This window comes from Sphingobacterium sp. 40-24 (assembly GCF_001899705.1).
GTDB lineage: Bacteria > Bacteroidota > Bacteroidia > Sphingobacteriales > Sphingobacteriaceae > Sphingobacterium > Sphingobacterium multivorum.
This window is the reverse complement of the sequence record NZ_MKWH01000047.1, coordinates 20,335-41,898: the sequence shown is the minus strand read 5'-3', so window position 1 is coordinate 41,898 and position 21,564 is coordinate 20,335. Positions and strand designations below refer to the sequence as shown.

Below are 21,564 nucleotides of genomic sequence, written 5' to 3'. Positions count from 1 at the left end.
AATTGAAGCATAGGCGGATAGAATTTAGACAAAAATAGACAATTATTTTTACTGAATCCTATTCGATTCCTCATCCTGGTAATGCTTTTTTCCCGAAAATAGCCCACCCATGGATGTTATCGCTTTGCGCAACCTGACAAAAAAGCTATTCGCAAGAGATCCGTCGGCAGAGATTGTATTCTGTCCCGTCATCGCCCGCGCCTTTGAACTTCGAATAAAATGAATCTTTCCATAGGCCTTAAGTCCCAAAGCCATTGACCCGTCTTCGCCACGTTTTATATCTGTTCTAAAATTAACCTTTCGCCCCAGCTCGGTCTTAAAGGAAAAAACCATCCCCCGCACGCATAATTCAGGCCTTTTTATAAATTGCAGGTTCAGGTAAATATCCCGAAGTCCTTCATAAAACCAAAGGAAAGTTCTCGACTGCCCAGCTTGGGGCAAGAAACTCCACAAACTGCATGTGGCTGATATACCTGGCCTATCTAATAATTTCACATGCATTTCAGCGTAGCTTGGGGGATACATGGTGTCTCCATCTACGCAAAGCATTAATTTGCCACGTGCTTGATCAAGACCACATTGCCTAGCAAAGCCCGGCCCCTGCTTTAGTTCATTGTGATAAGTCGCACCAAGTCGCTTTAAAAGTGATTCCGTTTGATCCGTCGAATTATTGTTAACGACAATTAATTCCATGGGCAAATGACAACGCTGTTCTGCTAAAGACCAGAGACATGCCAAAAGCTTCTTTTCTTCATTATAAGCGATGACCACAATACTTATAATTGGGTCAGAACTTGAAGAAAGCTGAATCTGTGCCCGAACCTTCTCGATAACATCATTATCTACAGAACCCACTTCTTGGTCATAGACCTTCGCATATTGTGTATACCATTTAGCCATCCTAGCGTCAATTATTTTATTAAACATTAAATTGCTTGCAGCACTTTATTCATCTGTTCGGCCCATGATAAGTCCAAAATACTATTTCGAATACAGGATGGGTCAAATTTTTCCTTCTTTAAAAATTCCAGTATTTTAGTGATATCAATAGCGGATTCATCAGGACTCGCTTTAAGTACATAAGGTTTACTGTCAAAATCAGCGTCAGATTCCGAATAGATAAAGGGAATTCCGCGCGCTGCATATTCTCTATTTTTTAAGGTTTTTATGACCTGTATACCACTGCGATGACGGCCTAAACTACCGATTGCAAAGTTGGCCAGATTAAATATGGCATCCAATTCTTCTCCCCAAAGCGGACCGTGTAAGACGACGTGTTTCTGAAGATTGAATTGTGCTATCGGTTCCAAAATAGATGAGCGTTCACGTTCGCCGGTGAATTGCCCCACCAAGTGAAAAATGATTTGGCAATCAGGGTGACTTTGTTTATAAATACCAAGTCCGCGAACCAGCCGGTCAAATCCATGCCAATAATGGATTTCCGCAACGCCCAGCAAATGGATCGTTCGTTTTTCTGCTCCTTCCTGCGGTTTACGAACTGGAATGGCACTGAAGTCTATCCCATTGGAGATAGGTATCGCTCGCTGCCCAAAAATTGTTCGGACATCAGAAAAAGTCACAAACGCATTTAATTGCTTTGCAAGCTTTTTACGATAAAGACGGTCTATTGCCAATTCGAGGCGCATGCGCAAGGTGACATACTCCTGATCATAGGGATAAGTCGGAATCTCCAATAACACCTTTGCGCCCGAAAGCCGCATCTTCTTCACCATGTTTAATGTGAAAGGATTGGCATTATGGTCGGACCGGATATAAATCAGTTGGAACTTATTTTTCCGTACGTATTCTGAAATCGCCCGATAGTCTATACGTTTACGTATTTTGGCTATTGGACCTCTACCGAAATCCCTAAGAATCTCGTCTCCGATCTTCCATACACGTGATCCATTCCTCTCTACAGTGTAATAACAAAGCTGCACATCGACGCCATTGGATTTCAAACCATTAATTTGACCCCATATTTTTTTACTTATACCATTATGTTCACTAAAACCATGGAATACTAAAAAAAGTACCTTATACGATTTATCTTTCACTGGAACCTTCACGTTCGATTGTTGTTAAATACTTTTGCTGCTGGACTGGAAAATACGAAAAGAATATCAATACAAGAAAAAATGATCAAAATGCTCTGATTAAAATGCGTAGTAAGCTATTTTAATCTTGTTAAAGTGATGACTTACGTAAAAATGCCAACAGCAGATTGCGATACCCTCCGAACCAAATCATTAATATCATAGAAAAAACATAGATACCTGTTTTGAGTGCTAAGCGAAACCCCAAACTATCGGGCAAATAGTACCCTACTACCAAATGAAAAATAAGCCCAAGTAGGAGTGCAAAAAAGATGGGGCGCCATAGGCTATTGAAAAAGCCAACCATACTCCGTTTGAATACCACGCGATACATTAGCCAGTAGGCCTGTACAAAATTGACACTAAATGTAACCAATAAACACATAGCCACTGCGTCAATACTTTTAGCGTAAAATACACCAAATAGTATTCCCGCAACATTTAATACGGCCGAAAACAAGCCGCATATAAACAGATTTTTGGTATCACCAGCTGTTTGGAAAATGGAGCCCGATGAGGATAGTATCAATTGGATCCCGACCGTTAGACTCAATATTTTAAAGGAAGGAATAGCTAATCCCCACTGCGGTCCAAAAAATAATAAAATGAGTTCTTCAGCCGAAAAAAAAAGGAAAACAGAAAGCGGAAATCCGATCAGCGACAATAAACTGGTTAATTTTAGATTTGCCTCATAAAGATAGCCATTATCCTTTCCCTTCTGACTTAATATCGGATGGATCACTGGTGTGATCACCTGCGTAATGTTTTGGAGTGGCAATGACATTAGTCGATAAGATTTGTCATAGAATCCCAGCGGTACCATGCCCAGGTATTTACCAATTAATAGCGTATCCGAATTTCTGCTGAAATAGTTGATAATATTAAATAAAAACTGAAAAATAGAATAAGAAAATAAAGGCCGAAGAGGTTGAAATGGAAAACGTAGGCTAAATTTTAATGGATACTTTAAATATGAAATAATAAAAATCAATAGTGATGAGAATATCGGATTTAAAATAAGCGCGTACACCCCCATTCCTTTAAAGGCAGCAATTATAGATAGACCACCGCCCACAATTTGAACAATCAAACTTCGTAAAGCGATCGATTTAAATAACCTATCGCGAAAAAATAAGGCATTGGGAACTACGGTAATTCCCGAAAAAAATAGGCTTAGCGCCAGCAATTGGCAGATTGGTTTCAATTGGGGCTGTGCATACCATTTTTCAATAATTTCAGCAGACAAAAAGAATAGTACTGACAAAGTGATAGCAATATATACAGAAAGGGAAAATAAATAGCCTAATGCCTTTCGATCCAGCTCTTTGTGCTGTATAACTGCAGGAGACAGTCCGAAATCAGCTATTAAATTTAGAAAAGCAATCGCCACCGTAGCTATGGCCACTACGCCAAACTGATCTGGTGCGAGCAATCGTGCTAAAACCGCGGTAACGACCAGCGAAATCACCAAATTCGCATATTTGGCCAATGCCGTGAAAAATACCCCAGAAACGATTTCCTTTTTTATGTTATCCATGCAAAAAGCCTTTCTTAAACAGTAGAACTCCGATCGTTTTAAATGAAACATATCTTCGCCAATGCGTTAAAACCAACAGAAATACTTTCCAGCGGTCAGCGGTCGATAGCACATGTGCTTTCCATACCACTGCGTTCAACATACGATGCAGATACGACTCAATAATTTGTCTGCTATCCGAATACTTTCGTCCGTACTCCCTCAAACGCCGGGCAACTGTGAAGTAACATGTTATATTAAAAAGTTTTAGTCGGCTTGTCATAATGGAATCCGGCCTGACACGCCTCTGAAAAAATTGCTGTGGGATATAAGCAACTCGAGCTGCCACTAGATACAATAAGACTGTAAATAATTCATCCTCATGCACAATACCGGGTTCAAATCCAAATCCATTACGATCAAGTATGTCTTTACGAATTAAATACATACAAGCTGAAGAGAAAAAGTCGTCTGTGTTCAGTTGCTGTTGCAATGCGTCGGGCCCACTAAAAACAATATAAGCCGGCATTTTTTGTCGGGAATAATTAAAATCCTTTAGTATGGAGCTATCCGAATTATCCGCAAAAACCGAAGCATCAAAATAAACAAAATCGAGGTCTTTCTTTTCACAATAATCCAAACACATGGATAGTGCATCTGCACGCAGCAGGTCATCACTATCCATAAAATAAATATACTGGCCGTTCGCAAGAGAAAGGCCTCTATTTCTGGCAGCAGATAGGCCTTGATTTTCCTGGGAAAATAATTTGACACGGTTATCGCATGAACTCCATTTTTCCAGTATGGAGAGACTTTGATCGGTCGAACCATCGTTGATTAGTATAAGTTCAACATCAGCATATTCCTGATGAATAATACTCTGTATAGCCTGATCAACATACATAGCTGTATTATAAACAGGCATTATAATGCTAATCAACGGTCTTTCATTCATTGTTTGATCCAGACATTAAGATTAAAATCGTACTTTTTCACAATTTTGGCCGGGTTTCCAACGACAACACTATATGGCGGAACATCTTTTGTAACCACAGAGCCCGCGCCTATTACAGCATGCTCACCTATGCTAATACCTGCTAAAATAACGACATTCCCGCCGATCCAGACATCGTCAGCAATCGTCACTGGAGCGGTGCTGACTCCTTGGTCTGCAATAGCTTTGGTCACATCTTCATATGCGTGGTTTAATCCTGAAATAAGAACATTTTGACCGATATTCACTTTATTACCAATCGTCACTGGCCCAATGATCGTATTCGAAATTCCTATTCGGCTATTGTTGCCGATAAATAAATCGCCGACAGCGTTATTCAATACAGCAAATGACTCGACCACGGATCGAGACCCTATAATACATGTACGAAAAGGAACCAGATCACGACGCACACTACCATAAATCACCGAACCCGTCCCCCGTTTAACATAAAAAAACTGCAGCATACGAACATACCATCGCGGCCGTGTACGCACAGGATTCATGATAAACCAGTGCAGTAAGCGCTTGAACTTAGGATGATTATGAATGTACGCTTTCATATATTGCTAATGTATGTTTCCCTGTATGTTGCCAACTGAAAGCTTCGCTTCGCGCCAAACCTTTACTAACAAGCGAGCCATATAACTGTGGTTCATCTTCTAATTTCAACATGCCTGCTGCAATGGATTTGATATCCATCGGGTCCGTATATACCACATTATCCCCGGCTACCTCAGGAATAGCCGATGTATTTGAAGTAACCACAGGTGTGCCACAAGCCATAGCTTCAAGCAAAGGAAGTCCAAAGCTTTCCCGGATAGAAGGATACAAAAAAGCAAAAGCACCATTGTAAACTTCAACCAATTTGTCATGAGCTATATATTCTTCGACTACAATAAAATCTTTTATTGTCAACAGATCAAGTTCTTTTAATAATTTTTCCAAATATGTATGATCTAAATCGGCCAGGAGCAACCTTTTCTTGTAATTGCTTCTCTTCAAATAAAAAGCATAAGCCATCAAAGTATTCCTTAGGTTTTTTTTGGGATCCGTATTACCTAAAAGAAGCCAAAAAGCCCCCTTCTCAAGCTTTAAAAACGTACTTTCCGAAGGTATATCAATCGATTTAAATCGTGAACTTACACCATTATAGACTGTGATAAGTTTTTTCTGTAGATGCGGAAAGGCCGCTTCGATATTTCTTTTTTCAAAGTTAGAGACAGTGATGACGGTATGAACCCTTTTCAATACACGTGGCACGACCCAACGCCTATAGATACGGCCCAAGTTTTGATACATGGACGAATTGCTACCAATCTTTTTCTCCATAAAGATGATATCGTGCAACGTAAGTACCAAGGGAATAGATAACCCCAATGGGGCAGTGTTGGAGGTACAGTGCAGGATATCCGCATTGCTGGTTTTAATAAGTTTAGGTAAGAGAAGTTGCTCCCAAATAAAATAATTAGAGCTTTCCAAAACTTTAATCTCAAAATTTGCTGAACCTTCCAAACAGCGGTCCTCTCCCGGTCCAACAGCAATAATATACCGGTTAAAGGTATCCAACTTTTGAAGCGCACGGATTACTTCCAATGCCACAAAATCCATCCCGTGTTTATTAAGGCGAAAGATTCGTTGTGCCTCAATTACTATTGTCTTCTTTTTTTTCGCCATGCGGTGTATGCACAAAAGTATTACGTCCCGATTTGATTCCCATAAAGCTACGTAAGATTGCCATAAAAATAAATGGTAATTTTAAAAAGCAGAGCAGAGTCCTGCGCGTATAAAATCTATTAGGTATAGCCAGAGCAAGTGACACGATAAACAAGCCATAGAGTATAAGCCATTTATAGGCCAATGCTGGAGCTACCAAATAGACGATACAGCCCAAAATAGGAACCATTCCGAGCAAAATAATGCGAGGTGGAATCGACCATTGGATCAGTTTGTCGAGCATAGGCCAGTTGCGGGTACGAATTATTGTACGAAATCGCTTCAAAGTGATTAAAAAGGTGTCAATTTGAGCTGCAATCCATCTTTTTCGCTGGTTGGATAGGTCGCGACGGTTCTGTACTTTCTCGTCTAGTACATACACATCTTCCAAATAAACGGTAAATATCTTATCTAAAAGCAAATAATACTCCAGCTCTTTATCCTCACCCATGGAGCTTATTTTAGCCATCGTATTTTTAAACCACTTAATTTCAAACAACATGCCCGAACCCGTCAATGCGGCGGGTAACCCCAGGTTCACATGCCCCTGCCTAAAAATTGAATTATTTATTTCCTCACTGATCCCATCGAGATATGCGGTATCGGTATTGCTATTTTTTGCTATGCGATGTGTTTGGACGGCAACCGCGCCAGATGCAAAGCAATCGTTGACGAGTGCTAGATAATTTGGAGAAACTAAATTATCAGCATCCAATATAACAACGCCATCAAAATCTTCTTCTTTGATAACGTTCATTGTCAGATTTAGAGCAGCTGCTTTGGATCTTTTTTCATACGTAGGAATAAGTATTCGAACGCCTAACTCTTCAAGTTCCTGGTTTGTCTCTCTCGTCATACTATCAGAAACAACGATAATTTCGAAAAGCTCTTTTGGATAGTCTTGTTTTAAAAAAGAGCGTATGCTATCAACGATTACTGCATCCTCCTTATATGCTGGAAATATGATAAGGAATCGATGTTGAATATTCGATCGTTCAAAGAATAATTTCTTAGGAATGCGAAAGCCGACTGCAAAAACAAAGAAATACATGATCCAGACAAGGAAAGGAATAAAAATCAATGTTTCAATAACAAACAAAACCGTTTCCATCAGCTTAGATTCTTTTTAGAAAATAATTTAATCCCAGACCATGTCCCTGAACATACTGCGCCAATATGCCTCCACATACCCGAAAAAACAAATTTAATCAATCTTGTACTATTCGCTATCCCAATAAGATAAAAAACAGCCAAAATCCGGCTCATCCCCGACCTATTTCGATAAGCAAATAACAAGCGATTACGTGTCAGATAAAATGTTTTTAATGGGGAGTCCTGGCCCGTGGAAGCGCTTTCTTTATGATAGATATGGGCAGCTGCAAAATACACTAATTTATACTTTTTATTGATCCGACAGCTCCAGTCCAACTCCTCATAGTAAAGAAAGAAAAGCTCCGACATCATACCAATTTCTCTGATCGTTCTTTTGGGTACCACCATAGCTGCACCATGCAAATAGGGGATCTCCATGCTTGTATCATATTGACCTTTATCCATTTCCCGATAACCGATCTGTTTATTACGTAGGGTAATTGATGTCAGCGGTGTACACCCAGCAAATTGGATCATTCCCTTGGGTTGATAATACATTATCTTAGGTGAAATTCCACCTACTTGTGAATCTAGCGCAAATACTTCTAACATGCCCAAAATTTCGCTATCGGCGTTTTCTGGAAGCAGTGTATCATTATTTAAGAAATAAATAAATTCACCAGTAGCGATTTCCAGCCCCAAGTTATTTCCTCCTGCAAATCCCAGGTTCATTCGGTTATAATAGCCTTTGATATTAGGAAATTGACGTTTGATCAGACTATATTCATCTTTTAACGAACCATTATCGATGACAATAACCTCATATGCAAAAGATAGTCTTGCATTTAGAATACTTTCCAATAGGGAAATTGTATCGGCCAATCCATTGTAATTGACCGTTATGAAAGATATTTTATACGGTTCTGATGTCATCGCTCAATTTTTTGTCCAAATAAGGCGAAAGCATAATAACCCCCATTAGAATGTATACGGTCTGCCCAGTAGGCATTTGATGGAGCACTTCATTCGCATACCCCGCGACCATAATTCCTGCAAGTCCGGCTGCAGAAGCCATTGCAATAGACTTGATCCGCCTATCTTTCAGTCGAAATAGCACGTAGTATGTGCCATATCCCAATATCGTGAGACATAAAATAATATAGCAAATAAGACCGAAGATCCCCGTTTCTACCCATATAAAAACGAAGGAAGAATCTGTTGCGATACCATGTATTGCATCTCCTTCATTCGCATGTTTAGACCCGCCCAATCCTATACCAAACGGATGGTCGCCCATAAAGGTTCGCATTTTTTTCTGGTTTTCCAAGCGAACATTAAAGGAAGCATCCTTTGAAAAAGAGAAAGCCGTCCGCATACGACGGATATCGGAACTGCTATTGCCAATGGTCGTTAAATTAAAGAAAGCAAAAGCCATTATTAATAAAGAAAGACCAAAGATTATCCACTTCCACTCCTTTACAAGGACAATGAAGAAAGCAAAGCCTGCAAAAGGAACAGCAATAGCGGCCCTTGTCCCGGATATCATTAGCCCGTAAGCCGCAAAAGCGACAACAAAAATATAAAGAAAACGTCTTTTTGCCTGCTTCTCATAAATAGCTAAGATCGTAAAAACTACCACAGCCAAGCCCATATGGCAGCCAAAGTTTGCTGCATCACTAAAGAACGAAAAGTAGCGGATCCCACTATAAATAACATGCGTATGAGCGCCGAATGTATATAGCCAAGCAGACTCGAATCGGTCTAAACCAATATATTTTTGGCCTATTGCCTTTAAAGCTCCCAACAGAACAAGTATACCCCAAACTTTAAAAAATAAGCGCAATTTGGCAATATTATCCAGACTAATAAAAACCAATAATTGAAATAAGACAATATGCATTCCAATGCTACGGACTGTCGTGATCCAGTTCGCAAAACTGGACATTGGATTTACAATCTCCAGCATGCAATAGAGCATCCAAAGGATGGAGATCAGGAGAAAAGAATTAAAGTAAACCTTGCCTAAAGGATTTCCCCGAATAAAATGTAAAGCTAGCGAGAGAAAATTAAATAAGATCAAAAGATCGAGTATGACGCCTACCGGGAGCGGAAATGTGATATAGCGACCAAAACCCATCACCAGGTAGGATACAATATATAATAGAAAGAAACAACTTATTGGCGAAGACAGCAGGACAATAATAACCAATAGAAATACAGGCAACATATAGAACACCATAGCCGATGACACACCTGCAAAAATAAAAATGCAAGTTCCTGCCAATCCCCCGAGTATAAGGAAAAGCAGGAGCAAATGCCGACTGGTTATCATCGATTTTGTATGATCATACTGCATCATAGCCCACTATTTTCCCAGCGATGTCAGACCAAAATTACCCAATTGATATTCCAGGCGTCTCAAAAAGGTAAACGGAGGCAACATTCCTGTAAACTCTTCCACAACATATTTTTCAGCGTTCATCAGGCAAATTACGATTGGTTTACCGGCAGAACGTTGCAATAGATCTGCAAACATCAACTCATCTTCTGTTTTCCATACCGAGTCAGCCCTTAATACCAATAACGTAGCCATCCCGCGCTCTAAAAATAGAGAAGGAATAGGGCGTAATGCCATAGAGCCATGCTTGACTAATGAAATATCATAATTACCGAGTTTTTCAGCCCAGGCACCATCCACTAAATATTCCCTCGATTCTGCACTAAAATCAGTTCCTTCTTTATAGGCCAGTACATTAATACCCAATCCCTGCCAGTAGGCTGTTAAAATGTCTGTCAGTGAGCCCAAATCTAGTGTTGAAGAGAACTTGACGATATTGATAAAATTTATAGGATTTGAGTTGTTGTAAAAACCATATAATCTATTGGCCAAAACATGGATCGCTCTTTCTTCAATTTTAGTCTGTTTGACACCACTTTTCCCAAGCTTAGGTAGCGCTGCAATCACTTTTCCTTTTGTAATCCGTTCGGTTCGTGTTTTATCCCTTAGTGTACGGTCAAAAAGTTCAATAATAAGTAAAATACCGAGTATAAATGCCACAGTCCCAAAAAAGACAGCAAATACAATCAATTTTCTGCTATGCGGAAGTGCATTTAATGGAAAGCTTGCCGGATTGATCACTTTTAGCGTAGCCGAATTCATTTCCAAGCTCTTTAATCTCAACCGCGCGGCATTTAAACTGGATAAGATTGACAAATAAGATTGCTCGCTAAAGGATATACCACGTTCCTTACGTTTTAAGACAGAGCCAATAGGTGAATATTGGGTGTATTTATGATCCAGTTCCTGCTTAAAATCACGGGCGACATTAAGTTCCGCCTCCGAGCGTTTGAAACGTAGAAGTTCTTCTACCCATTGTTTCACATAATTTGAATTTGGATAGCCGTTTTTTGTGTATTTTTCCGCAGTATATTGGTCCATAAACGAACGGAAGCCCTTCTCCTTTTGATCCAATTCATGCGACAGTACATCTAGATCAGCTCCGCCCTGTTTTTGCTTAAGAGAATCTACACTCAACGTCCGTATCTTTGAAATATTATAGTTGATGTCTGCAATCTGATTCATGCGTGCCAAAAATTCCGTATTATTTTTGATCGCACGCATATTGGCATCCATTCCCGACTCCAATTGTTTTATAGCTGCTTGCGCACTGTTATACACAAACAACACATCTTGGTGCCTTAGTTCATACTCTTTATCCAATAACGCAATCGCCTCTGTCTGTTTATCGTAATTGATCACCCGGTTTTCAACGTTATACATTGTCAAAGAATCTTCCTGTCCGCGAAGTTCCCGGCCTATACGTTCAAGCTCAGCCTCGAAATACCGGATGACATTGTTGGTACTGCCGAATTGCAAATTGGTATATTCGATCGCAAAAACTTTACTCAAAATATCCAATGTCTGAAAAGCAACCCCTGGATCGTTTGCCTGATAGTTGATCTGTAAAATATCGCTATTGTCTACCCTGTTGATCTTAATATTTTCGCGGAGAGCATTATAGCTGAAATAAGGATGGTTCCAGTTGAAAAGACCGTAGACAAAATTATTACGGTCTGCTTTCTCATATTTTTCCAAATTCTTTACCGTATTCTCTTCCGAGCTCTTATCAATCAACTTCTGTACGTCTTTGGGGGTAATTGCGACAAGCTCCTTGTAATGTTTTGCGGTAATATAGACATTATCTTTAGTAGGATCGCCGTGAATCATAAGCCGTGCATAAAGCTGCATGGAAAGCCTTTTGATCGTTTCCTTCGAATTAATGGTATTGATAATATTCTGGATCGAATTATTTAATACGTTCCAGTCTTGCGAAGCATTGGATTCTCCCGGATCACTTCCATAACTTGAAATAACACCTGTATAAATTGTAATATCAGTCTTATACTGCCGATCCATTTGACGAGTCAGGTAGATCGCCAGCAAGGCAAAACCTAGCGGCAAAATCAACAGCCACCACTTAATTCTGAAAATGGCCCGAAAGATATAATGGAAAATATTCATGATGCTATTGGCTTATAATTTTTGTCTTACTCAGGATTTCTAAGGTAAGGATTTCATTGGTAATAATAGATTCGTTGGTTTTCAGAATTTCATAAGCCTCTGTCTCCAACTTCTTTGCTGTATTAAGATCGCTTATATTTGCATTGCCTGACTTAAATTCATTCTCAGTCATTTTGTAATTCGCTAAGGCGATATTGTAATCTTCAATTTTTTTCTTGAGTGTAGAAAGAGCTGTTTTTACTTTCGTATAGGAGTTGACGATACGGATGCGTTGCTCATCAAGCCATTTGTCCAATTCCAGCTGCGTAAATCGCTGTTCCATCTTCTGACGTTTGATTTTATTGCCTCGATCGAAGAGATCATCCAAAGGAATATTCACTCCGGCAGTTCCGTAATAGGAGCTTTGGGTTACGCCAGAAGACTGATAAAAAAGAGGAGTATATTCATTCGTAAACGCTGAATTAATCGCGATATTGCCATACTGCCAAGATCCACCAACCCTGAAATATTTTAACCAGCTTCTCTTTTCTGTTATCAACTGATTAGCTTGAGCCTCCATTTTTGCCTCATACATTTCCACTCCTGGACTTTGCTTGGCATTTTGATAAAGGGTTTCCAAAGGCGGAAGTTTAAGCTTTGTAAAATCAACCATATCCGTTGGGTCCATCACAGATTGTGCTTTTAGCAATAGGCTTGCTGTAACTAAATTTAACAGCAAAAAAGCCCTTTTAAGCAATAAGTTCATCGAAATTAATATTTATGTTATTAAACATCCGCCTTTTGGATGAATGCGGAAAACGTCTTATACAATATTTTTAAATCCATCCAGACCGAATAATGCTGTGCATAGTCAATATCCAGTTTTATTCGTTCCTGATCGGACATACTTCCATTATCGCCCCGCTTTTCAACCTGCCATAGGCCCGTTATACCCGCCGGAGCCATAAATCGCTCAACACTATCGTCTGTCGTCAGCATCTCGGCTTCATAGAGTGGCAAGGGCCTATTACCCACAATAGACATATCGCCTTTAAGTACATTAAACAACTGGGGCAGTTCATCAATGCTATATTTACGGAGAATGCGACCTACCTTGGTTACACGCGGATCTTTCTCAAGTTTAAAAAAAGCCGCTTTTTTTTGTCTTCCAGCACTATTAGAACTTTTTACAACAGTATCATCATCAATAAGTACATCACGTAGCTCATCTGTCGTAAAAAGTTGCGCATCACCATCGCTTATCATAGTCGCGACAGTGCTACGATTAACGCTCAACGATGCATCCGCATATTGATTAAGCGCCATATATTCCTTTAGACGCTTGTCAGCATCCGGGTACATGGATCTGAATTTATAAAAATCAAACATATAATAGCCAGATCCTATCCGTTTCGACTTATAGACTGCCGAACCTTTACTTTCCAATTTGATGGCAATATAAGCGATTGCCAGTATCGGAGAAAGTAAGAGGATTAAAATCGAAGAAACTGCAATATCAAACAATCTTTTTCCCAGCGGAATTCCTATTTGAGGAAAAGAAGTGTTTGCTGTTTCAAATTTTTCAGTCTGCGTTGTCGCCTCAAAATATAGCCTTATGTATTTTCTAATTGACTCAAAAACATCTGCATGCGCGCGTGGACTAATGGTATTTGTGATACCAGCCTCAAAATAAGATTGTTTCTCAAAACGTGAAAGATCATTTCCAATCAAGATCAATAATGTATCTTTCCCATGTTGAACAAGCTTTTTCAACCGTGATAAGTCTTTACTTAGACTTTTGCTTTTTTCATAGAATATTACAGAAAAAAACTGCCCTTCTTGTTCTTGAAAATACATATCCATGGCTTCAAATGAGTCAAAAAACCTCAAGTCAACACCCAAAATGTCTTGGACTTGTTGATGAAAATAATCAAAAGTTTCGAGATTATCGCCAAAGTATATATAATCGCTATATTGGGGCATTATTTTAATGCTTTTTTAATCCGTAATTTTAACTCAAGGGGATTAAATGGTTTTAAGATAAAATCATCGGCGCCAGCTTCGAGCAGACTGATGCGCGTATTGGAACTATCCTCACCAGACAAAAAGATAACCGGAATATTCTTTAGAAACTCGTTTTGCTTAATCATAATGAGCAAATCGTATCCATTCATCTCCGGCATGGTATAATCCGATAAAATTAAATCAACACTGTTCCCTTCCTTCAGCCAATTATAGGCGTCCATCGCATTACTAAAGAAACGAAAGTCATAATCTGCACTTAAATAAAGTGTAATCAACTGACCAATTGCTGGTTTGTCATCAATTATTAGAATCTTTTTTTTCATGACGTCTTTAGAATATAATGTTTAGGCTAGGGACTGCGTTATTTAGGCGATCCCAATGTACCAAAGCACTCCTTTCTATTGGACTACTTTGGTACATGGAGATGTTGCTATTTCTATTATTTCTTTTTTAGATACCAATCTGCATTTTGGCTACCTCCGCTCGTTGCCCATGACTCAAAGAGCGGATAAGCAGTTGTAATCGCCTGTCCTTCCAATGGATATACAAAAGAAACCGGAACTAACAAACCAAATGGTTCATTCGCTTTTGTCTTAAATGGATCTGTAGCTGACAACAGGTTCCCTGTTTCCTTCAACACCAAACTTTTATTGATTTTATCGGTCGCTTTATAACCAACCAAGTGCACTTCATTTCGGCCGGCAAGGTTTTGATTGAAGTTTACAATAAAGGCATTTAATGTCCCATAGGTAAAATTATCTATCGGAGTATTAAACTCAACGGTTACAAGTACCTCCACTGGTGCATATTGGCCAGTTTGAGTCGAGATAAAACGTGTATCCGACACACCAAAAGCTTTATGCGCATCATCCCATAATGGAAGCACAGCATACGTTTGCCCGGATTCCGTACCATTTGCGCCAAGAGGCAAGGCTGTACCTACCAAATCTTTGCGTGAATACGTTACACTTTTGACATTTCCCGTTGCGATACCATCAAGCTGTATTGCAGTGGAAAAACGGATCGAAGCACCTATTGATCTTAATTTTGCTTTCAAGGCCACTTTAGTCACTTTATTCGCTGTATTTTGAAATTTGGTGATGTTCATATCCAACACACAGTCATTCATGTCATAGTCATCTTTAGACGGCCATCTATCTTCAAAGATGTAAGAATACGTTCCTAAATCAACTTCAGTTACCGTTTGATCTGTTGGATTGCCACCAGAGGCATTATTACCACCAGCGTTACAAGAAGTACCTGCAATCACCACGGTAGATTTATCGTAAGGAACCAATTTTGCTGGACTATTAATCACATAATAAGTGCTCCATTGTGCATTCGCTGTATGATCTGAGCAAGCTACCTCTAGGTTACCACCATAGGTAATAGCCATCCACTGGTTACTTACATCAACCTTTTTGAGACGAGCCAATGCCTGACCTGAACTTGGTCCAGTCATGGTGCTCGACTGGCTGTTAAATTTGGCTAGGGTTTTCACTTCCAAAATAGATGCTGTTGCCAAATTAATTTTTGTGCCACCCGCATCTAATTTATCTAAACTCAATAAAGCTCCTTGAGAAACCGAAATAGTTGCTCCATTGGTTGTTAATGAATTGATCACCGTATGACAAACAGCTTCCAAAGTCGCATTGGTCAAAGTCGCATTCTGTACAGTAAGAGTCCCCTCATTGCGCACGACTGTACCGTTTGTAGTACTGCTCAGATTTTGGATTGTCGCCACCCCATAATTGGTAAAGTTACCATTGGTGATATCCGCTTTATCAGCTGTAAGTGTACCATAGTTTACATACAAGGTATTGTTTTTTGTTTCCATTTTGGAAAGCGAAGCCGAGCCATAATTGACAAAGCCACCCACTGTATTCTGCGTTACATTCACTAGGTCAATCGAACCCGCCTGTGTGATGTATAGTCCATTATTGCTTCCAAGGTTTAGTTCAAAGCTTGTATTTTTCCAAGATCCCTGTACGTAAATCTTCACATTACTTGTACCGTTGTTAGCATCGATCTTACCTGTAAAAGTAACACCAGCTTTGACTACATAAGATTTATTCGACTCGACCGAAATTGTCGAGTTGCCCGATAGCGCGATCGCGTCCGAAGGGACCACTACTGGTGTAGCTTCAACCGCTGCTGCCTTTAAGCTACTACTAGCCAACGCACTCGTCGTGGTCGCAGCACGCAAAACACTCGCTTTGCTGCTTGATCCCGCTTTCGCACCGTCGACAGTGATTGTATTTTGTTGTCCAACTTCAATCATGCTGATAGCCGCAATACCCAGAGGACTAGTTTCTCTCAAATAGACATATTTCGCAATTGTCGGAATCATCAGCTTGCCAACAAAATCCTGACCTGATTTAGCCTGACCGGCAGCCAGCAAATTTGCTCCACTAGACAAAGTCGGATCATTATCAAAAATCTCAACCCGATAAAAATATTTACCGCTAAATTGATCGTCTACAGCAACGCGCACATCTACAGAGCGTGTTGAATTCCACATAAAATCGGCTGAAATATTGCCGCCCCCAGGTAAAAGAGTGGATGAATCAGATCCTTTTTCGGTTTCGTTGTACAAATCTTTTACTTTTGAACAACTTGCCCCGAAGAGCACAATCCCTGCAAGACCCACCAAGAAGAGATTTAAGCTTTTTCTGTTATACATAATTAAATAATAATAGATCAATACCAAACAGCCCCATCATAGATGTCACAAGACTTTAATACTTGGCTTTGCGAATAATATTAAGGTCGAACTGTTTAAAGCAAAGATATAACTAATTCAGCTGAGAATAAGGCAAAATACACAACTACAGTATAAATCACAAATCTTGTAGCGCTTCAACTACAACAGCGCACCGTAAACTACAAAAAGAGTTTATAACTAACAAAAAGACATTTAACTATAAGGGTTATTTCTGCCACCTTCTTCGGTATTCAGTGGGCGTCAAGGTGGTTTCTTTCAAGAAAAAAGTACTGAAGTTATTCACATCAGCATAACCAAGCTCCCAAGCGATCTGTTTGATGCTCATCGACGATTCAACGATAAGCTTTTTACTAACACGTAGCAATTCTTTGACAATAAGTTCTTTTGGAGTTGCTCCCAAAATTTCTTTAGTTAAGTTGGTTAATTTTTTATTTCCGACCTTGAGTTGTTCGGCATAGAAGGCGACCTGTTTTTCGTGTTTTACATGTTTTTTGATCAGTTCCTGGAAAAGTGTTATCAGCTTTGTATCAGCACCTTGGCCCACTAATCCATTTGACGGCCTATCCTCTGCAGAAATTGCTGCAAGGAGCACAATCTGTTTAACGATATTATGCGCTAAATCGCGATAAATTGCCAGATTATAATTCTGCTTAGAAAGCTTAAGCTGCATGCTTACAAATTCGTAATAACTCGCGTATTCCGCAGGAACACGCAGTACACGGTAAGTATATTCGTTTTTATTGAATGATTTAAAGTTATGCAGAAAAGCGGTATCTATCTCCGTACGTGCAAAAAAACTTTCCGAAAAATAAATGATAAGAAACGACCGCTGTTCATCTGGGTTAGCTTCAATTTTTATACCTCTTGGAATTAACACCAAACAAAATTCTTCAATTTCTGTAATCTGATTATTGACCTCCACGCTACAGCCACCCTTTGACACAAAAAGAACAACATAATTTTCTTTTGCTGTTGCATCCTTAATTTCAGAAGGCTCCTGCGCTACACCAATGACCCGATGAACTCCAAATTCCATATTTTTATCTAATGCATATAAATAAAGCCCGACAACCAATTCATATTACTGAAATAGGGGCAATTTAGGAAATAAAAGCCAAACACAAAAAATTCATTTCCTAAAGAAACCATGGGTTTGCAATATGTTTTTTAGAGCGCATCAGAAAAACTCAAATGTTCGTTATAGAGGGCGCTCTCCAACTAAAATCTACCAACCATTCTATAAGAGACACTAACATGAAATAGAATACAATTAGGTTGGCGAAACAAATATTAGATAATTATCCCCACGCAGCCCTCAAAAAATCTTTTATTTTACAACAAAAAAATCATTTAGTTAAACCAACAGGCATTTCCATAAATCTTCACTTTAAGATTAATAAGCCTGTTTTTTAACACTTCTTAACACAACAGCTTAAGGCGACAACAGTTTAGTTGCAACTGCAATTTTCCTAAAATGAAACAAAAGAAACAAATAAAATGAATTTAAAATTTAAAACACAAACAACATCGTGTATCATTAAAATATAACACAACTATAAAAATATTGAATTTCGATAAATTAAACATCTACAGAGAAGAATATAAAGATATTTAATTACTAAAAAGAAATAAAAATAAAATACCACACATGTCACAACAGGAAATATATTTCCAATTAAAGCCCGTAATATTGAATAATCGGCTTCTAAAAACAAACTGTTTAAACATATTAATTATAAAACAATAATTAGACAAAAAAAATATTTTATAAAAAATGTTAAACAAAATAAACGATGACTTGTTAATGAAACAGATGGCAGGAAGAGGGCCAGCTTTTATCGCGCTTAAATTCAGATTTGAAAGCGATAAAAGAGAATAACCGAAACATTTTATAGAATAATAACAATGAAGAAAGTTGTTTTATTACAAAATCAATAATAGTTGAAAAAAAAGTTTACAATTTTTTTTTGCACAAGTTGATATTAAGTCGTAATATTACAATTCAATTCGGGAAAAATATTACTAGCCGATAGCGAAAAAGTATTAACAATTAAATTAGGAATCAACAAACAGACAAAAAATTTAGGAGCACCTAAGTGATAACAGCAATATATTGCCTATACGCAAAGGCAAGCCGTTATATGCTTAAGTATTTCTACCAAATAAACGAGGGTTAAATTGTCCATTAAATTTAAACCCCATGTTGGTAACAGCATGGATTATCCAAATAATATTATCATGAATAAGAACGCAAAAAAAATGTACGTAGCTCCGTCCATCAAGGAGCACGTTGTAGAACTTGAGCAAGGTATTGCTGCAGGTTCTCAGGCACAACCCGGTGTAACACCACAAACCGACGGTTGGGGAGCAGGTCCAGACGGTACCACTACCGGAGAAGGCGCTTAACGCATTATCATCAAAATTTCTAACAACACGAAAAAGCACTAAAATGAGATTTAATCTGACTAAAAGAGCGAACTGGGTTGTTGCGATGGCAATGCTAGCAATCCCCGGGACATTAATCACAAGTTGTTCCAAGGACAACAAGACTGAAAATGTCGAAAACAAAAGCAATGTACTTACTTTCGCCGTAGGCGGAATTAAGACAAACGGTACTGGTGACGCAGTGAAGGTCGGCTCGACAAAATCGAACGCCACGACCAGCAAAGTACATTCATTTTCGGACGTCGACATGGTTGTTTCTACGGACAACAATTTACCAACCATAACTAGCGATGCGATCGGCGTAAAACGCTCCGGCGGTCCAGCGGCTGATGTTGCCCCCGGTGTCACAGAAGATATGGTATCCGGCACAAAGTATGTTGTTTATATCTATTCTGGAACAACGTTAGTTACATCAAAGGAATTTACGGCAGGAACAGCGGGTACTATTGAAGGGCTTAATCCCGCGACTACGTATACATGGGTCGCGTTATCTTACAATACATCGGATGCTAATCAACCTGCACTTACGCCAACAAATGGATCAATTGCTCTTGCGCAAAATAAAGATGTCCTTTATGCTAGTGGAACTGTCAACCTTGCAACCAATTCAAACATCAGTATCCAATTCAGTCATAAGTTTTCACGCATAGGAATTGAATTGAATACCAAAGGCGTTTTTGGTAATATCACAGGCAATCCTACAGTGAACGTAACGGGTTTAAATTTAGCAACAGGTAGTATCGCATTGCTGGGTGGAACTGTTACTGCAGGAGCAAGTTTTACCCCGACGCTAACATATGCCAACTTTACAAATATTGACCCTGCCTTCAATGATGCAAAAATTGCCTATGTTTATACCGCATCTACAGCAGCACAAAGTGCAGTTAATGTTCAAGTCCAAAACCTAAACATTAGCCACGTCGACGGCAGTTTAGCACGCACCTATTTTTCGACAGCGTCCAACTTCGGATTTTCTGTTACACCACAATTGGGCAATAGCCATCGCTTGTTGTTAAACGTGGTGGAATCTCCATTAGTGACAAGTTATGCTGGCCGTACGGTGAGATGGGCGCGCTCCAACTTGTTCTATAGAGGAAATAATGGAAACGGCCGCAATTATGCATTCTACGCGAATAATCAGCTGACCGCTAGAGCAAATGGCTATTTTGCTTTCGGAAGTATTGTTCCTGGACAATTTGCGACCACAACGACAAATAATGGAGATCCTTGTGCTTTGGTTTATCCAGCGGGACTTTGGAAACAACCAGCAAAGGCAGATTTTGCCAATATGGTTCGTGGGGACATCGAGTTGAATTCTCTTACAGGAGCGCTGGGAGGTTTGGGTCAAGTTGTTGATGCCACAGGGTTAACCGGTGTTTTAAACATCATTACCAATCTTTTAGGAAACACTGTATCTGTACTAGTCAATACGGCGGCTCCTAATTCATCACTGGCACCATCAAGTCCATATAATTATGGTCAATACACACTTGCGTCCGGAGCTAATGGGGCTCCCACCTCAGGCTCCAATGCTTTTGGCGATATCAATAGCGCATCCAACAGACTACGCTTCTATTACAATGGGCAAATTTCAAATATAAACATATTGCCTCTCCTTGGAAATGGTGGTTTAGCCAATGTTGGCTTGAATGATCTTAGCGTTGATATCTCAAACTTCCAGGTTGTAAGCTTGGGTCTTCCTCTTCTTGACAGCTACGGTAGAGCAACTACATTGTGGACAAATGAACAAGGCGCAAATATTGTTGGCTTAGTCGGCGCAGGTACATGGGGTTATTATGGTAATGCTGGCCGAGGAATCGCTCTACTACCTGTTCCATCGTTAGGGACAAGATTCCATATGGCAAACAATACAGGAGAACTTTTAAATGGTGTAAGCGCATTAGGTGCAAATGTACTAAGTACATCATTCAAAAACGTTCGCTGCGTACGTGCAAACTAAAAATAGTAATAATTAAAGCTTCGGCAACCAAACGAAGACGGCTAGAAATTCTAGCCGTCTTTTTTTTATGAATGATGTAGCCCTTCAACTACCCCGTAGATTTTTACACGATAATGGTAAATTTTTACCAGAGAATTTCAATAATATTTTTTTACATTTGGGCCATCAAGTCATTTTTTTTGCGTTCGACTTGATAATATTAATGGATATAATGGGGCGAAGGCGTTCGCCCCATTTATTTTTACACCCTTACAAACTTCGTTAAAACACCTATTTCCGGGTTTGATTTGAACTCAAACTCCAAGCTTAATTCATTATATACTAAGATGATTACTGACTCGATTCAGCTAATCTGCTTAATCAGCATGATGTATACGATAACTTGCACCAAAAAACAAAACAACCAAATGGTAAGAAACAGCAAATAACCAGATCGGGCTCTTCTGCGGCTCGAACAGCATTCAGACCAGGATTCTATACATCTAAAAAGGATG

At 39.2% G+C, this 21,564-nt stretch carries 17 protein-coding genes; 2 read left to right on the top strand and 15 right to left on the bottom strand.

The genetic code is table 11. The features are described from left to right. Window positions 1–48: 48 nt before the first annotated feature. The 15 genes from BGP15_RS18100 to BGP15_RS18030 form a co-directional block, all read right to left on the bottom strand. The gene (locus tag BGP15_RS18100) at window positions 49–900 is read right to left on the bottom strand and encodes a glycosyltransferase family 2 protein (protein WP_286770389.1); all 852 of its coding nucleotides are present in this window, start codon (window positions 898–900) and stop codon (window positions 49–51) included. 26 nt (window positions 901–926) lie between these two features. Then, window positions 927–2,069, bottom strand: coding sequence for a glycosyltransferase family protein (locus BGP15_RS18095; RefSeq protein WP_286770388.1), 1,143 nt, complete (start codon window positions 2,067–2,069; stop codon window positions 927–929). 118 nt (window positions 2,070–2,187) lie between these two features. Continuing rightward, window positions 2,188–3,633 carry a lipopolysaccharide biosynthesis protein gene (locus BGP15_RS18090; protein ID WP_286770387.1) on the bottom strand — a complete coding sequence of 482 codons (1,446 nt, stop codon included), beginning with the start codon at window positions 3,631–3,633 and terminating at the stop codon, window positions 2,188–2,190. Next, on the bottom strand, window positions 3,626–4,567 hold the full coding sequence (locus tag BGP15_RS18085) for a glycosyltransferase (protein WP_286770386.1): 942 nt from the start codon (window positions 4,565–4,567) through the stop codon (window positions 3,626–3,628). Before BGP15_RS18085 ends, BGP15_RS18090 begins: the two co-directional genes overlap by 8 nt. Continuing rightward, window positions 4,564–5,169: an acyltransferase gene (locus tag BGP15_RS18080; RefSeq protein WP_286770385.1), complete on the bottom strand. Its 606-nt coding sequence runs from the start codon at window positions 5,167–5,169 to the stop codon at window positions 4,564–4,566. The genes BGP15_RS18085 and BGP15_RS18080 overlap by 4 nt, the downstream gene beginning before the upstream one ends. After that, window positions 5,150–6,283 carry a glycosyltransferase family 4 protein gene (locus BGP15_RS18075; protein ID WP_286770384.1) on the bottom strand — a complete coding sequence of 378 codons (1,134 nt, stop codon included), beginning with the start codon at window positions 6,281–6,283 and terminating at the stop codon, window positions 5,150–5,152. The genes BGP15_RS18080 and BGP15_RS18075 overlap by 20 nt, the downstream gene beginning before the upstream one ends. After that, the gene (locus tag BGP15_RS18070) at window positions 6,252–7,433 is read right to left on the bottom strand and encodes a glycosyltransferase family 2 protein (protein WP_286770383.1); all 1,182 of its coding nucleotides are present in this window, start codon (window positions 7,431–7,433) and stop codon (window positions 6,252–6,254) included. The genes BGP15_RS18075 and BGP15_RS18070 overlap by 32 nt, the downstream gene beginning before the upstream one ends. Next, on the bottom strand, window positions 7,433–8,347 hold the full coding sequence (locus tag BGP15_RS18065; RefSeq protein WP_286770382.1) for a glycosyltransferase family 2 protein: 915 nt from the start codon (window positions 8,345–8,347) through the stop codon (window positions 7,433–7,435). The genes BGP15_RS18070 and BGP15_RS18065 overlap by 1 nt, the downstream gene beginning before the upstream one ends. Continuing rightward, window positions 8,328–9,773: an O-antigen ligase family protein gene (locus BGP15_RS18060; RefSeq protein WP_286770381.1), complete on the bottom strand. Its 1,446-nt coding sequence runs from the start codon at window positions 9,771–9,773 to the stop codon at window positions 8,328–8,330. Before BGP15_RS18060 ends, BGP15_RS18065 begins: the two co-directional genes overlap by 20 nt. A gap of 6 nt (window positions 9,774–9,779) precedes the next feature. Next, window positions 9,780–11,936 carry a GumC domain-containing protein gene (locus BGP15_RS18055; protein ID WP_286770380.1) on the bottom strand — a complete coding sequence of 719 codons (2,157 nt, stop codon included), beginning with the start codon at window positions 11,934–11,936 and terminating at the stop codon, window positions 9,780–9,782. Between the two features lie 4 nt (window positions 11,937–11,940). Continuing rightward, complete coding sequence (locus BGP15_RS18050; protein ID WP_286770379.1) at window positions 11,941–12,681, bottom strand: TolC family protein; 741 nt, start codon at window positions 12,679–12,681, stop codon at window positions 11,941–11,943. A gap of 20 nt (window positions 12,682–12,701) precedes the next feature. Beyond that, a complete protein-coding gene (locus BGP15_RS18045) occupies window positions 12,702–13,898 on the bottom strand; it encodes a sugar transferase (RefSeq protein ID WP_286770378.1) in 1,197 nt (398 codons plus the stop codon). Continuing rightward, window positions 13,898–14,263: a response regulator gene (locus BGP15_RS18040; RefSeq protein WP_286770377.1), complete on the bottom strand. Its 366-nt coding sequence runs from the start codon at window positions 14,261–14,263 to the stop codon at window positions 13,898–13,900. The genes BGP15_RS18045 and BGP15_RS18040 overlap by 1 nt, the downstream gene beginning before the upstream one ends. Window positions 14,264–14,379: 116 nt before the next feature. Beyond that, on the bottom strand, window positions 14,380–16,623 hold the full coding sequence (locus BGP15_RS18035; protein WP_286770376.1) for an LruC domain-containing protein: 2,244 nt from the start codon (window positions 16,621–16,623) through the stop codon (window positions 14,380–14,382). Window positions 16,624–16,870: 247 nt separating this feature from the next. Further along, complete coding sequence (locus tag BGP15_RS18030) at window positions 16,871–17,701, bottom strand: helix-turn-helix domain-containing protein (RefSeq protein WP_286770375.1); 831 nt, start codon at window positions 17,699–17,701, stop codon at window positions 16,871–16,873. A 1,202-nt stretch (window positions 17,702–18,903) separates the two neighbouring features. Here BGP15_RS18030 and BGP15_RS18025 point away from each other — a divergent pair. Both BGP15_RS18025 and BGP15_RS18020 read left to right on the top strand, forming a co-directional pair. Continuing rightward, on the top strand, window positions 18,904–19,071 hold the full coding sequence (locus tag BGP15_RS18025) for a hypothetical protein (RefSeq protein WP_153848297.1): 168 nt from the start codon (window positions 18,904–18,906) through the stop codon (window positions 19,069–19,071). Between the two features lie 43 nt (window positions 19,072–19,114). After that, complete coding sequence (locus tag BGP15_RS18020; RefSeq protein WP_286770374.1) at window positions 19,115–21,070, top strand: fimbrillin family protein; 1,956 nt, start codon at window positions 19,115–19,117, stop codon at window positions 21,068–21,070. Window positions 21,071–21,564: the final 494 nt, after the last annotated feature.

Excerpts from the sequence above, each read along its gene's own strand:
- BGP15_RS18090 (WP_286770387.1), bottom strand. The coding sequence starts at position 3,633 with ATGGATAACATAAAAAAGGAAATCGTTTCTGGGGTATTTTTCACGGCA.
- BGP15_RS18080 (WP_286770385.1), bottom strand. The coding sequence starts at position 5,169 with ATGAAAGCGTACATTCATAATCATCCTAAGTTCAAGCGCTTACTGCAC.
- BGP15_RS18045 (WP_286770378.1), bottom strand. The coding sequence starts at position 13,898 with ATGCCCCAATATAGCGATTATATATACTTTGGCGATAATCTCGAAACT.
- BGP15_RS18050 (WP_286770379.1), bottom strand. The coding sequence starts at position 12,681 with ATGAACTTATTGCTTAAAAGGGCTTTTTTGCTGTTAAATTTAGTTACA.
- BGP15_RS18035 (WP_286770376.1), bottom strand. The coding sequence starts at position 16,623 with ATGTATAACAGAAAAAGCTTAAATCTCTTCTTGGTGGGTCTTGCAGGG.
- BGP15_RS18030 (WP_286770375.1), bottom strand. The coding sequence starts at position 17,701 with ATGGAATTTGGAGTTCATCGGGTCATTGGTGTAGCGCAGGAGCCTTCT.
- BGP15_RS18055 (WP_286770380.1), bottom strand. The coding sequence starts at position 11,936 with ATGAATATTTTCCATTATATCTTTCGGGCCATTTTCAGAATTAAGTGG.
- BGP15_RS18065 (WP_286770382.1), bottom strand. The coding sequence starts at position 8,347 with ATGACATCAGAACCGTATAAAATATCTTTCATAACGGTCAATTACAAT.
- BGP15_RS18025 (WP_153848297.1), top strand. The coding sequence starts at position 18,904 with ATGAATAAGAACGCAAAAAAAATGTACGTAGCTCCGTCCATCAAGGAG.
- BGP15_RS18040 (WP_286770377.1), bottom strand. The coding sequence starts at position 14,263 with ATGAAAAAAAAGATTCTAATAATTGATGACAAACCAGCAATTGGTCAG.
- BGP15_RS18070 (WP_286770383.1), bottom strand. The coding sequence starts at position 7,433 with ATGGAAACGGTTTTGTTTGTTATTGAAACATTGATTTTTATTCCTTTC.
- BGP15_RS18060 (WP_286770381.1), bottom strand. The coding sequence starts at position 9,773 with ATGATGCAGTATGATCATACAAAATCGATGATAACCAGTCGGCATTTG.
- BGP15_RS18075 (WP_286770384.1), bottom strand. The coding sequence starts at position 6,283 with ATGGCGAAAAAAAAGAAGACAATAGTAATTGAGGCACAACGAATCTTT.
- BGP15_RS18100 (WP_286770389.1), bottom strand. The coding sequence starts at position 900 with ATGGCTAAATGGTATACACAATATGCGAAGGTCTATGACCAAGAAGTG.
- BGP15_RS18020 (WP_286770374.1), top strand. The coding sequence starts at position 19,115 with ATGAGATTTAATCTGACTAAAAGAGCGAACTGGGTTGTTGCGATGGCA.
- BGP15_RS18085 (WP_286770386.1), bottom strand. The coding sequence starts at position 4,567 with ATGAATGAAAGACCGTTGATTAGCATTATAATGCCTGTTTATAATACA.